At 58.9% G+C, this 13,586-nt stretch carries 9 protein-coding genes and 1 tRNA gene; 7 read left to right on the forward strand and 3 right to left on the reverse strand.

Annotated features, from left to right (window positions below):
- Positions 1-186: 186 nt before the first annotated feature.
- A complete protein-coding gene (locus Enr13x_RS38170) occupies positions 187-1,884 on the forward strand; it encodes a putative sodium/potassium/calcium exchanger (protein ID WP_231743697.1) in 1,698 nt (565 codons plus the stop codon).
- Between the two features lie 118 nt (positions 1,885-2,002).
- Positions 2,003-3,001, forward strand: a complete 999-nt coding sequence (locus tag Enr13x_RS21905; RefSeq protein WP_145389022.1) for a hypothetical protein — start codon at positions 2,003-2,005, stop codon at positions 2,999-3,001.
- Between the two features lie 292 nt (positions 3,002-3,293).
- On the opposite strand, the gene lysS is transcribed toward Enr13x_RS21905, so the two are convergent.
- Positions 3,294-4,892, reverse strand: coding sequence for a lysine--tRNA ligase (lysS, locus tag Enr13x_RS21910; RefSeq protein ID WP_145389023.1), 1,599 nt, complete (start codon positions 4,890-4,892; stop codon positions 3,294-3,296).
- A 224-nt stretch (positions 4,893-5,116) separates the two neighbouring features.
- On the opposite strand from lysS, the gene Enr13x_RS21915 reads away from it, so the two are divergent.
- The 4 genes from Enr13x_RS21915 to Enr13x_RS21930 all read left to right on the forward strand — a co-directional run bounded on the left by Enr13x_RS21915 (position 5,117) and on the right by Enr13x_RS21930 (position 9,675).
- Positions 5,117-5,443, forward strand: a complete 327-nt coding sequence (locus tag Enr13x_RS21915) for a hypothetical protein (RefSeq protein ID WP_145389024.1) — start codon at positions 5,117-5,119, stop codon at positions 5,441-5,443.
- 159 nt (positions 5,444-5,602) lie between these two features.
- A tRNA-Ser gene (locus Enr13x_RS21920) sits at positions 5,603-5,685 on the forward strand.
- 415 nt (positions 5,686-6,100) lie between these two features.
- A complete protein-coding gene (locus Enr13x_RS21925) occupies positions 6,101-7,882 on the forward strand; it encodes a serine/threonine-protein kinase (protein ID WP_231743698.1) in 1,782 nt (593 codons plus the stop codon).
- A gap of 209 nt (positions 7,883-8,091) precedes the next feature.
- A complete protein-coding gene (locus tag Enr13x_RS21930) occupies positions 8,092-9,675 on the forward strand; it encodes an acyltransferase family protein (RefSeq protein WP_261344207.1) in 1,584 nt (527 codons plus the stop codon).
- Positions 9,676-10,413: 738 nt separating this feature from the next.
- Here Enr13x_RS21930 and Enr13x_RS21935 read toward each other — a convergent pair.
- Positions 10,414-10,971: a hypothetical protein gene (locus Enr13x_RS21935; RefSeq protein ID WP_145389026.1), complete on the reverse strand. Its 558-nt coding sequence runs from the start codon at positions 10,969-10,971 to the stop codon at positions 10,414-10,416.
- Positions 10,972-11,265: 294 nt separating this feature from the next.
- Here Enr13x_RS21935 and Enr13x_RS21940 point away from each other — a divergent pair, with 294 nt between their 5' ends.
- Positions 11,266-12,900: an alkaline phosphatase gene (locus Enr13x_RS21940; RefSeq protein ID WP_145389027.1), complete on the forward strand. Its 1,635-nt coding sequence runs from the start codon at positions 11,266-11,268 to the stop codon at positions 12,898-12,900.
- Here the strand turns inward: Enr13x_RS21940 and Enr13x_RS21945 are convergent.
- Complete coding sequence (locus Enr13x_RS21945) at positions 12,890-13,492, reverse strand: c-type heme family protein (protein WP_145389028.1); 603 nt, start codon at positions 13,490-13,492, stop codon at positions 12,890-12,892. The genes Enr13x_RS21940 and Enr13x_RS21945 overlap by 11 nt on opposite strands.
- Positions 13,493-13,586 lie beyond the last annotated feature (94 nt).

Raw genomic sequence — 13,586 nt, forward strand, 5'->3', positions numbered from 1 at the left:
GACCTGGAAAACGATATGTGGGACAATGACTTGATGAATGAATCGAATCGCTCGGTCACACGTCGAGCCGCCATGCGTCCATCCACTCCCTTCCGCGTCCTCGCGGCCGCTCTCTTCGTCCTCTCGGCCTCCCTCTGCGGGGCCGTCACCGCCACCGCCCAAGATCCCGCCCCCGAGTCGGACCTGGTGCTCCGCCAAGCCGGCGTCGCCGATCGCTACCAGCGTCTCGAAGAGCTGTTGCTGCGTCTGGCCGACGTCGAGGCCGCCGAGAACCCCGACCGCGCGGCGTTGCTGCGTCAGGCGGCCAAACAGTCCCGCGAAAAGTTCGTCTTGCAGCAACTCAGGAACGCCAGCGAAGCGCTCCGAAACGAAAAATTCTCGGACGCGGTCAACAATCAGGATTCAGCCAGCGTCGGGCTCGCGGAGATCTTGAAACTGCTGACCAGCGAAGACCGGGCCAACAGGATCCGCGATGAAAAAGAACGTTTGTCGAAGATGATCAAGGATCTCAAACGCATCGAACGCTCGCAACGAAGCACCCGCGCACGGACCGAAAACGGGGCGGAACTCGATCAACTGGAGAAAGAACAGGAGTCGATCGCGGATCGCGGGCAGAAACTGAAAGATCAACTCGCTGAGGAAAACGGGGGGGAGAAGGAGTCAGGAGACAAGGAGTCAGGAGACAAGGAGTCAGGAGACAAGGAGGGAGAAGACAAGGAGGGAGAAGACAAGGAGGGAGAAGCTAAGGAGGGAGAAGCTAAGGAGGGAGAAGCTAAGGAAGGAGAAGCTAAGGAAGGGGAAGCTAAGGAAGGGGAAGCTAAGGAAGGGGAAGCCAAGGAAGGGGAAGCTAAGGAAGGGGAAGCTAAGGAAGGGGAAGCCAAGGAAGGGGAAGCCAAGGAAGGGGAAGCCAAGGAAGGGGAAGCTAAGGAGGGGGAAGCTAAGGAAGGGGAAGCTAAGGAGGGGGAAGCTAAGGAGGGGGAAGCTAAGCCTGGGTCGGAGCAACAGAGTCAGCAAGGCGAGCAGGGTCAGCAAGGCGAGCAGAGTCAGCAGCCGCAGTCGCCGCAGCAACAGGCCGAACAGAAGTTGCAGCAGGCGATCGAAAAGATGCGTCAAGCGGAGCAGGATCTGGAGCAGTCCAAGCGCGACGAGGCCGTCGAGGACCAGCTGGCGGCCGAAGAGAATCTGCGTCAGGCGATCGACGAACTCGAACAAATCCTGCGTCAACTTCGCGAAGAAGAGATGCAGAGGGAACTTGCGCGACTGGAAAGTCGTCTCAAGAAGATGGCTGCGATGCAATCAAAAGTGATCGACGACACGGCGGAGTTGGCCGCGACGCCGAAATCGCAACGCAACCGACAAACGGACCTGAAAGCCGGCGATTTGTCCTTTGACCAAAAGAAAATCACGGTCGAAGCGGATCGCGCGATGTTGCTGCTGCGGGAAGAAGGCTCCAGCGTGGCGTTCCCCGAGGTGGTGGCGCAAATCCGCGACGAAAGTGAACGAATTGCCCAGAGATTAGGCAAAACGCAAATTGATGCCGTCACACAAGGCATGCAACAAGATGTCCTGGCCGCCATCGAAGAAATGATCGGGGCTTTACAACAGGCTCAGCGGGACCTGGAAAAACAAAAACAACAGGGCCAATCCGCCCCCCAACAGGCCGGACAGCCCGGAGAACAGCCGCTGGTGGGCGCCATTTCCGAGCTGAAACTGATCCGAACGATGGAAACCAGGATCAAATCGACAACACAACGTTATGCCGGACTCCTACAATCGGATGAGACTTCGGCACAGGACGTGCTTCCTTTGCTAAAGAACTTGTCCGATCGCCAGGCTAGGCTGTACAAAATAACGCGTGACTTGGTGATGCAGCGCAATAAGTAAGCGACTCCAACACAGGCGGACCACTGTGATTCGTAATCGAACCTCTCAGAAGCGGCGGAGTTTTCTCTGTTCAGTCCCGTCTTACTGTTTCGTTTTCTTGCTGCTCGGGTCGACCGCGATGGCGGATCGATCGCTGGAAAGTGAACAGAGTTGGAAGGCCCTCGACGGCGAACAAATGTCGGCTCTGCTGCGCGGTTCGCTCAACGACTACGGCGCCCCGCCGGCCGCCAGCGCGGAAGCGTCCGAGCGGTTTCGGCTGCAATTGGAACAATCCGATCAGGACCCGATGGATGCCTTTGTCGAGGCGGTCGCCGGTTTGACCGACGCGGTCGAGCGTCTGGCGGAGATCGCGGCCAAAGACCCGCTCGCCGCCGCGGCCAGTATCGACCCCTCCGCGGCCGACTACGCGGAAATCGAATCGTTACCCAAGCCGATCCGGATGACCGTCCGAACCTGGTTGGGCCGGTTGCTGGTGCGATCACGCCTGTACGACGAAGCGCTGCCGGTGATCGCCGAAGTCGACGCGACCGAGTCGATCGACCCCGCCAGCTCGTTGTTCTATCGCGGTGCCTGTTACCACGCGTTGCTGATGAAACAAGAAGCGCTCACCGACCTCCGCACCCTGCTGGAAAACGAAGACGATTGCCCGATCCGATTCTCTCGACTGGCAAAGCTGATGGTCGCCGACATCAAACCCCTCAAAGAGGACTCGCTGGACGAAATCTCACGGTTGATGACCGATGTCACCCGCCGTCTGGATCTCGGCCGAAGCGATGAAAAGGTCGAAGGCCAAGAACAGAAGATCATCGACAAGCTGACCAAGTTGATCGACAAACTCGAAGAGCAACAACAGCAGCAGCAACAACAACAGCAGGGCGGCGGCAGCTCGGGAGGCGATCCGAAAAACGGCCAAGAATCGCCGATGCAAGACAGCCAGATCGCCGGGGGCAGCGGAGACGGAAACGTCAAAAAGAAGAACCTGGGCGACGACGACGGCTGGGGAAACCTGCCGCCGGCCGAACGCAAAGAAGCCCTGCAAAAGATCAGCCGCGATCTGCCCACCCACTATCGCGACGCCATCGAAGCCTACTTCCGCAAACGAGCCACCGACGGCTGAGTGCCCCGTCCAGCTTAGGACGACCGCTTTCCGAGTACGACGGCCCTTCCGGGCCGTCGTCCAGAGGGCTCGCCCCGACCACCTACAAAGGCGTCGTACAACGGTCCGCTTTGCGGGTACGACGGCCCTTCCGGGCCGTCGTCCAGAGGGCTCGCCCCGACCACCTACAAAGGCGTCGTACAACGGTCCGCTTTGCGGGTACGACGGCCCTTCCGGGCCGTCGTCCAGAGGGCTCGCCCCGACCACCTACAAAGGGCGTCGTACAACGGTCCGCTTTCCGCATCACACTCCCTCACCCATTTTCCGTCGGCCGCAGCACCGGAAACAGGATCACGTCGCGAATCGATTTCTGTCCCGTCAGGATCATCACCAGGCGATCGATTCCGATCCCCAGCCCGCCTGCCGGTGGCATCGCGTGACGCAGTGCGCGGATAAAGTCGTGGTCCATCTTGGCCATCGACTCTTCATCATTCTGCCCTTCCAATTGCGTTTCAAACAGCTTCTGCTGCAGGTCGGGATCGTTCAATTCGGTGTAGGCGTTAGCCAGTTCCATCCCACTGATGAACAGCTCGAACCGTTCGGCGATTTCGGGGTTGTCCCGTTTGCGTTTCGTCAGCGGACAAATACTGGCGGGGTAGTCGATCACAAAAATTGGCCCTTCCAGCGTGTCCTCGACTTTCTCTTCAAAGATCTCGTTGCGGACGACATCGGGGTGCTTGTGTTCGGTGTCCAGGCCTAATTTTTTGGCGTACTCGATCACCGCGTCGTCATCGGTCTCGTCGATTCCCGTCGCCTGTTTGAACAACTCGGCGTAAGTGGCCCGCTTGAACGGTGGTGTGAAATCGATCGTCTTGCCCGCGTATTCGCGTTGGTATCCGCCGCCGATCGCTTCGATGGCGTCACAGATCACGCGTTCGGTCAATTCCATCATCGAGACATAATCGCCGTACGCTTGATAGACCTCCAGCATCGTGAATTCTGGATTGTGCCGCGGGCTGAGGCCTTCGTTGCGATAGACACGCCCGAGTTCGTAGACGCGTTCCATGCCGCCGACCATCAGCCGTTTCAGGTGCAGTTCGAGTGCGATCCGCATGGTCAGCCCCATGTCGAGCGCGTTGTGGTGCGTTTCGAAGGGGCGTGCCGCGGCGCCACCGGCAACGGTATGAAGCGTCGGGCCTTCGACCTCGCAAAACCCATCCGCATCCAGTGTCGCCCGGATCGACTTGACGATTCGCGTGCGGTCCAAGAACGTTTCCATGGTGCCGTCGTTGAACGCCAGGTCGGCGTACCGCATCCGCTGCTTCAGATCGACGTTGGTCAGCCCCGCGTGCTTTTCCGGTGGCGGTTCCAGCATCTTGGTCTGGAACGTCAACTTCTCGGCGAACACGGTCAATTCGCCGGTGTTGGTGCGTCCCAACCGTCCTTCGGCGGCGATCAAATCCCCCAGGTCGAACAGCTTGGCGAGCGCGAAATCATCCTCGCCGACTTGTTTCTTGCCGATAAAGATTTGGATCGATCCGGTCCAATCCTTGATGTTCAAAAAAATCAGCTTGCCGGTCGGTCGAGCCAGCATGATGCGGCCGGCGACGCGAACCGTCGGACCGATTTCTTCGCCGGGACCGTTGTCCGATTTCCACTGGCGATAATCGACGTCGTCGGATTCGACGTCCGGCAGCTCTAGAACCTGGCCGTCTTTGGTTTGAAACTTGATTTCGGGGATCCGTTTGCGGCAATCCCCGATCAACGTCCGGTCGTCAAACCGCGAACCATAGGGGTCGATCCCCATCGCTTCAATTTGTCGCAGTTTTTCGCGGCGTGCCACTCTCGGGTCGGTGTTGTCACCATCGTCGGGAGATCCATTTTCGTTGCCGCCGTCTGGGTTCTGATTCATCTTGACTGCTGATTGGGTTGAAAACTGCCGCGGAAAACGACCGAATTTCCGAGCGTGGGCCGAATTGTCGAACCGATCGCCCGTTTTGACAAGGCGAGGGCCCGGGAGCTGTCTTGACCCGGAACGCGACGGTTGGCTATCAGACGGTTTGTTGTTGCCGGCGTCGTCGTGACGCTGGACCATGACGCGTTTTTCTCCCGCCACCGATCGAATCCGAGTCCCCCATGAGTCGTTTTCTCGCCGTCACCCTGTTCCTGGTCATCGCCAGCTGTTTTTCCGCCACCGACCAAGCGTCGGCGGCCGAAGTCGTCCATTTCCAGTGCAAGGAATGGAAAGCGAAACACATCCACGACGCCAAAAAGGCAACCGCGATTGCCGGGACGTTGAAAAAACTGGGGTGTGAAGTCAAGGAAGAGCAGCACAACGGCCATCTGGACGTCAAATACCGCTGCGTCAAGGAACGCAAGCTGCCCGTGAAATCCCACGCCGAAGCCGTCAAATGGGAAAAGTGGTTCAAAGAATACGGGTTCAAGGTCTACCACACCCACTAATGCTTGCCGTCTGGAAAGTGGGGTAAGCATCCTGCTTGCCATCTGGAATTGCCCCGCACTGGCAAGCTGGAAGCTTACGCCACTTGCCCCGAACCCGAATTGTGATTTACACTTCTGTGATGGACGGCAGCCCGTTTCGACGACGCGGTCGTTCCCCCAGGAGGATAAGCGAATTGGCAAGCAGACTGATTCGAAATCAGTTGCCGCGCAAGCGGTTGTGGGTTCGAGTCCCATGTCCTCCGCTGTGACCAACACACCCTCGAAAACGTTATGTTTTCGAGGGTGTTTTTTTTGGCACCACCCACCTGGCCCCCCTATTCCATCCAGCCATCCAAAAAGGTGTCGGACACCTTTTTTCTTCCCTGGCCCCCCTATTCCATCCAACCATCCAAAAAGGTGTCGCCATCCAAAAAGGTGTCGGACACCTTTTTTCTTCTGGCTGCAACGCTGCGTCTGAACGCGGGCATCTGGCTGTCAGTTTTTTTTCGATTCGCTGTCGGGCAGGTGCCGGAAAGAGCGGTTGCTTGATTGGAGGGGAGCTAAAACACGAACCCTCCCCGCATTTTTTGTGTGCTCGGGTTTGTGCGTTCAGAACGGTTCACCGAGCGTCCCCAGTGCCCGCTCCAGAGCTGCATCAGCAAGAATGAGTCGAAGAAGATGAGTGTTCGCCAGAAAAAACTTCCGATCGCGGCCCTGGAACGAATTGATGATCGGTGCGCCGAATTCGAACGACATTGGCAGTCGGGCGATCCATCGACCATCGAATCGGTCCTGGAGGGGGACGTGACCGATGATGAACGCGACGTGCTGCTGGCCGAATTGGTCGTTTTGGAAATCGACTATCGGCGACGACGCGGTGAGTCGCCGACGAAGCAGGAGTACCTGGACCGATTTCCCGATCATGTCACGGCAATCAACGGCGCGCTGAAGGACGACGACAAGCGAGCCGGTGCATTTGTGCCGCCGACGATCGGACGTCTGGCCGAGTTGTTCCCCGCCCTGGAGGTGCTCGAGCTTCTCGGCGCGGGAGGCATGGGGGCTGTCTACAAGGCGCGACAAAAGGGGCTCGATCGCATGGTCGCGCTGAAAGTCCTGCCGGAAGAATTTGCCCACGAAGTGAATTTTGCCCTCCGGTTCACCCGCGAAGCCCGCACGCTGGCGAAGCTCAACCACCCCAACATCGTTTCGGTTTTCGAATTCGGGAAAGTCGAGGACACACACTACTTCTTGATGGAGTTCGTCGACGGCCCCACCCTTCGCGACGTCGTCAGCGCCGGTCAGTTGTCACCCGAGCACGCGTTGGCAATCGTGCCGCATCTCTGTGACGCGTTGCAATTCGCCCACGACAAGGGCGTCATCCACCGCGACATCAAGCCGGAAAACATCCTGATGGCCAAAGACGGTTCGGTAAAGATTGCCGACTTCGGTCTGTCGCGGATCCTGGGCAGCGACAGCCAGCAGACGATGCTGACCGGGACGCACCAGATCATGGGGACGCCGCGGTACATGGCTCCGGAACAGCTGGAAGGCGCTCGCGGTGTTGACCATCGAGCCGACATCTATTCCCTGGGCGTGGTCTTTTATGAAATGCTGACCGGCGAGCTTCCGATCGGACGATTCGCCGCCCCGTCACAGAAGGTCCAGATTGACGTGCGGCTCGACGAGGTGGTTCTGCGAACACTGGAAAAGGAACCGCAACGCCGGTACCAACACGCAAGCCAGATCAAATCCGACATGCAGACGATCGCGTCGACGAGCAACCCGTCGCTGGCACCCACCATGATTGTTGGCGACGTCGCCCGGCAGACCGACACCCCGTCGGCGATCCAGCCGTCCACGGCAAGTCTGCAACACCAGGAGTTGGCCGCGCGGTTGTTGTTGACGCGCCGCGACCTGATGGAACGCGTCGGCACGTCGCTGCGTCCGCTCTTTCGAGGACAAATCCTCCAGATCGTGATCGGGGTCGTCATCATCGTCTTGGGCGCTCAATGCTGGGCACAAAACATCCATGTGCCCCATCGACTGGTCTGCGGAATCATTCTGCACGTCTACGGAATCCTCGTGATCGCCGCCGCAGCAGCCGTCTGCACCCGAATCAATCGAATCGACTACTCCGAACCCGTCGACCAGATCCGCAACAAACTGAACGCCGTCAGAAACATCTACCTTCAAGTCGGCGCGGTGATCGGATTCCCATGGTGGTTGATGTGGATTCCGGTCACGGTTGCGATCGGTTTCGATGCCGTTTTGCATCCGAATTCACTGATCCCGTCACTCGCCATCGGCGTCGTCGGATTGGTAGTCTCCTACTGGCTGTACCTGCGAGTCCAGCGATCCGACAAGCCGTCGGCGGAGGCCTGGCGAAAACGATTCGCCGGCAACAGCATCACCAACGCGTTTCTGGTCCTGGCCGAGATCGAACAAGCTCAGATTCGATAGGGGATTTCTCGCCATCATTCTGCCGCAAGCGTCAGAAAGTCCGTCAATCCCTGCGCTCGTTTCCAAGTCTCCGGCACCAATCCTAGGAGTTCAACATCAGTACTTCATTCGACACCGCCGTCATCCCCACCCCACCGCAGGACGCATCGAAAACTCCACCGGCAGCCACGGTTCCCGCCATCGAGCCGACGATTAAGCGGCGCCATGACCTGGACGCGCTACGTGCGATTGCGATGTTGTTGGGGATCGTGCTCCACGCCGCACTCTCGTTTTCTCCGATCCCCTGGACCGTCAAGGACTCGCAACAGAGCGACTTCTACTCCGTTCTATTCGCCGCCCTGCATGGGTTTCGCATGCCGCTGTTTTTCATGCTGAGCGGTTTTTTCACGGCAATGCTGTGGCGAAAGCGAGGACTCGGCGGGCTGATCAAACAACGACTCAAACGAATCGGCCTGCCGCTTTTTCTCGGTTGCTTGACCATCGTGCCGGCCATGTGGGCGGTCAGTTCCTTCGTCAGTCGACCGTCATCGGGCGGATCCCAGAACGCGGCCGTCTGGGAAGCGGTCGTCGCGGGTGACACCGAGCGTGTCCGAACCGCGCTGGAAAACGATGAAATTGCGGTCGACGCGGTCAGCCAGGATGGCGCGTCGCTGTTGACCGTCGCAGTCTTTCTCGGCCACACAGAAATGGTTGAAATGCTGCTGGAAACGGGAGCCGACGTGAACCAGCGAAACGGCGATCAGGGCACGGCCTTGCATAGCGCAGCGTTCATCGGCCGCGCCGAAGAGGCCGCCCTCCTGTTGCGTGCCGGAGCCGACGCGGACGCCGTCGACGCAAACGGACAAACGCCAAAGGACGTGCTCAAGATCGACTTCGGCACCACCAACTTCATCGCGACCACGTTTGGGCTTCCGTTGGACGAACAGACCTTGATGGTCGGTCGATCCGAGATCGCCAATCAGCTCGGCGTGGGGGACGATTTCGGTTCTGGCAGTGGTGTCGCAGAAGGTCCCGGTTGGAAAACGGTCGAGGCGTTATTGTTTCAGTTTCCGGTCTTCATGCATTTGTGGTTCCTCTGGTTTCTTTGTTGGTTGATCGCGGCATTCCTGATCTACGCGCCCCTCGCCGATGCATTGAAGCTCCGCAAGCTTCCCTCCTGGCTGGTGTGTTCTCCGCTCAGTCTGTTGTGGCTGATTCCGCTGACGATGTTGCCCCTGTCGCACATGAACCCGAACGGTTTCGGTCCGGAGCCCTCGATCGGTCTGCTGCCGCTTCCCAGCGTGCTCGCCTACTACGCCGTGTTCTTTTTCTTCGGCGCCTTGTACTGGGACATGGACGACGCCGATGGCCGTCTCGGGCGGGCGTGGGCGATCAGCTTGCCGATCGCGGTGTTCCTGGTCTTTCCGATCGGTCTGGATTGGGTCTCCGGAACGTTCGGGATCGTTCCGACACAGCAAGACCACTCCCTCCATGCACTTGCGGCACTCTTCCTGCAGGCCCTGTTTGCCTGGCTGATGATCTTCGGATCGATCGGGCTGTGCCGGCGCCTGATGTCTCGCGAGAGCCGTACGATGCGGTACATTTCCGACTCGTCCTACTGGCTGTATCTGGTTCACCTTCCGCTTGTCCTGCTGGCCCAGTGGTTCGTTCGGGATTCCACGGTGCCCGCGTTTGTGAAGTTTGCGGGAATCACGATCGTGATCTCCGCATTCCTGTTGCTGACCTACCAATTCGGCGTCCGCTACACGCTCATCGGTCGAATCCTGAACGGGCCGCGACAAAGGAACTCGTAACGACGTTCGCTTGAGGCCGCGAGCCAGTGCCACTTACTTTGGCGTCAGGCGGGGTGTTTTTGTTAGCGGAAGGGCGCGAGCCCTCCGGTCTTTCACGGTGTTTTTGAAACGCGACCGGACGGCTCGCGGGTTGTCGATTTGGTCGGGATCTGCGGAGTCAATGGTGAGCCGCTGGCCGTAAGGTCTCGGGCAGCGTCGCAGTGCCCGGCCGCTTACGCGGCGCGCGGCTCACAAAATCGACAGCCCACTTGCGCCGTTCCGCTAACACCGTCAGCGCTCAAGTAAGGATCGAACGGAAAATAAGTGTCGGATCCTACGAGTGGGATAGGCTTCCAGCCTGTCATTGCACCGTCGACAGGCTGGAAGCCTATCCCACTTATCTTCCGTGCGTTGCTAAGTGGCATTGGGCTCGCGGGCTGTCGATTTAGTCGGGATCTGCTGAGTCAATGGTGAGCCGCTGGCCGTAAGGCCTCGGGCAGCGTCGCAATGCCCGGCCGCTTACGCGGCGCGCGGCTCACAAAATCGACAGCCCGCTAGCGCCCCTGCCGCTAACACCTTAGGCAGGAAAGAACCCGGGTCGATCAAACCCGGGTTTAGACTCTGCCAGCCGACTCTGCCAGCCGACTCTGCCAGCCGACTCTGCCAGCCGACGCGGCACACCAGACCGGATCCCTGGGCGTTCGGATTGAATCACCGAACTCTGTTCACAAAGAAACAATCTGACTCGCAGCGCCGATGTCAGTGGGCTGTGTTGATCAGAAAACCTCGAAAGCTTGCAAACACTCCCGCTGGGTCGGGTGGCGATGTCGCCGGATTGCCGAAGGGGATGTCATAGCCTCTGGCAGTTGCGAGCCCCGCGAAGTTGCCGTCCGAGTCGGTAAACGTAATGAAAATGATCGTCTCGAACAGAACAAAGGGTAGTGAAGGTTCAATTAATACCGTTGGATTCGTATCAAAACCGATGTATTTCCCGGTTAAGATCTCGCCGTCTTCAGACTGCCATTGGAAAGATCCGTCGTACTTCGCGTAAATCCCGAATAACGGTTGATCGAAGACGCATGTTACGGCTGCTCCGTCGCCGCCCAGGTTGATTCCATTGACGTTGACGTGATATTGGCCCGTCACCGCCAACTCAACCCCGGGCACGGGACTCGTGCAAACCCCAATCGGTTCCGGTGCGCCGTGTATATAATCAACGGTTCCCTTGATTGGAATCAACCAGTTGTTTGCAACCGTTTCTCGTGCGTGCAAACACGAAACCAATACCATCACCATCAAACAAGCTATGCGAATCATAAAGTCTGTCCTTCAAAGTATGAGAGCCTTTCATGGTCAGGGGGCAAGTACACCCCGTTCCGGCGGAAATGTAACGGACAGTCGATCGTCGGTCGATATCACTTAGACAGAAGCCCAACCGGTTTGCTGATGGTGCCAACTTGCCCACCGCAAATTCACAGTTACGGCGTGTTGAACCATCTCGCACGGTGACTGCTTCTCGATCACAATCACGCAACGCGCAGACAGCCGTCCGCCGAACTGCGTCGCAGACGCATCCCCACCTCAACGCCCCCACCGATCGATCAATCAGAGATGCTGATTCACTGTTTCAAAAAACAACTCCCGTCCCTTCTCGCACTCCTTACATTGGTGATTGCCGCCGGTCCGTCATCGGGTCAGGATCCCGACCCGATTGCGACGCTGCAGGAAGAAGCCGTGCGAGCGAACCGCTCCGAATGGGGCCATTGGGGGCCCGACCCGAGCAAATATTCGAGCTGGAAAAACCACAGCAATCGGCTGATCCCCGTCTACACCTTTGGAATGGATCTGAAATCGGTGAGCGGTGAAAACAGCGTGTACCGTGACCGGGCGGCGTTGGAGAACCTGTACGGCCAAGTCCCTTCGGAAACCTTCAATCCCGAAGCGGAATACTTTGACCAGACCGATGTTTATCGGCTGCAAAAGTCTGCGTTCGAATCGGGCAAGAAACGAATCATCCTGTTCGTCTTTGACGGGATGGACTGGGACACCACGCGGGCTGCGGCGATCGCGAAACAGGGCAAGGTCAGCTACGACAGCGGCCGCGGCCAGGGTCTTGCCTTTCAAGACTACCGTGGTGCGAAAACCGACTTCGGATTCTACGTCACCAGCCCCCACAATGACGGAACTTCCATCAACGTCGACGATCAGATCGTCACGACGCCCGGCGGCAAGGTGCCCGGCGGATACGATCCGGCGCTGTGTGGCGCGACGCCTTGGAGTCCGATCACCGACGTCGATTACCCGATCGCCAAAAGCAAGCAGACCAAGCACGCCTTCACCGACTCCGCCTCGTCGGCAACCTCGATGACGTCGGGGATCAAAACCTACAACGCGGCGATCAACGTGGATCCGCGGGGACGTGAAGTCCTGCCGATCGCCAGGACACTGCAAGAAAAAAACATCCCCGTTGGTGTGGTCACCAGCGTTCCGATCAGCCACGCCACCCCCGCCTGCGCTTACGCCAGCAATGTGCATCGCGGTGACTATCAAGACCTGACGCGCGACCTGGTCGGGCTTCCGTCCAGCTACCATCCCGGCGGACTGTCGGGCGTTGATGTACTGATCGGTGGCGGCTGGGGGACCGACAAAGACACCGATGGTTCGCAGGGAAAAAACTTTGTGCCCGGCAATCGGTACATCACCAGCGATGACCTGGCCGCCATCGACGTCGCCAACGGAGGCCAGTATGTCGTGGCGCAACGCACGCCGGGTAAAACGGGCACGGAAGTCTTGAACGACGCGGTCCGCCACGCCAAAACCAGCGGCGATCGTTTGTTCGGCTACTTCGGCGTCCAAGGCGGACACCTGCCGTTCCGCACCGCCGACGGGAACTACGATCCGGTGATCAGTTTTGGGAATCCCACACCGGAAGCGGCAGAGGTCTACAGCCCTGAAGACGGGCGAGAAAACGTCCAACTGCGCGAGATGGCGGTTGCCGCGCTCGATGTCCTCGACGCGCGATCGGAACGCTGGTGGTTGATGATCGAATGTGGCGACGTCGACTGGGCCAACCATTCCAACAACATCGACAACTCCATCGGCGCCGTCCTCAGTGGCGACGATGCCTTCGCCGCCGTCGTCGAGTGGATCGAGCAACACGGCGGCTGGGACGAAACCGTGCTGATTCTGACCGCCGACCACGGACACTACTTTCAACTGGACCAGCCCGAAGCACTCATTCCTTGATCCAGAACCAGCCCCTCAACTCGCCCTCCTTGAACCCAGTCGCTCGATCGTCCGGATAGAGTTGGGCGAGCTTCTGCTGGATCTCGGGCGCGATTTGCTCGTCTGGACCGTGGCACATCAAACACTGCGCCTGCAGCTTGATCGGCAACAGGGCTGCCGCAGATTCATCGGACAGCACCGCGAAGACCGGCGTGTCGACGTTCTGTTCGACCAACGCTGCGGCCCAATCGGGAGGCTGATTGTTGGGATTGCGGAGCCGAACGCCCGTGCGACCGATTTGCACCGCGTGTTCGGCCCCCACTTCCTTGGCAATCTTGACTGCTTCCTGGCTGCACACCCCGATCGCTCCGGCCGGGCCTGCGTCCGCCATCGCTTCCATCAAACGGCCCGACAGACGCGTGAACAAGGCGTCCTTCGCGGCAAGCATCGCCGCTTTGCTTTCCTCACTCGGTGTCGCCCCCTCGACGATCGACAGGGACGGTTCGCCGGTGGGTGTCTGATCCGTCACCGGCTCCGTCTTCGTTCCCGTGCATCCCGTTGCCGTGAACAGCAACAGCGAAAGCGCTAAAATTAAATGGTGCGTCCGTTTCATGCTTGCGATCCCCCGCGAGGTTGGATGGAGTGGAGACGCCGGTACTGTCGGATCTCGCCCGACTCCGTTATATCGTCAGGTGGCGAGACGTCAA

Source organism: Stieleria neptunia (genome assembly GCF_007754155.1).
Lineage (GTDB): Bacteria > Planctomycetota > Planctomycetia > Pirellulales > Pirellulaceae > Stieleria > Stieleria neptunia.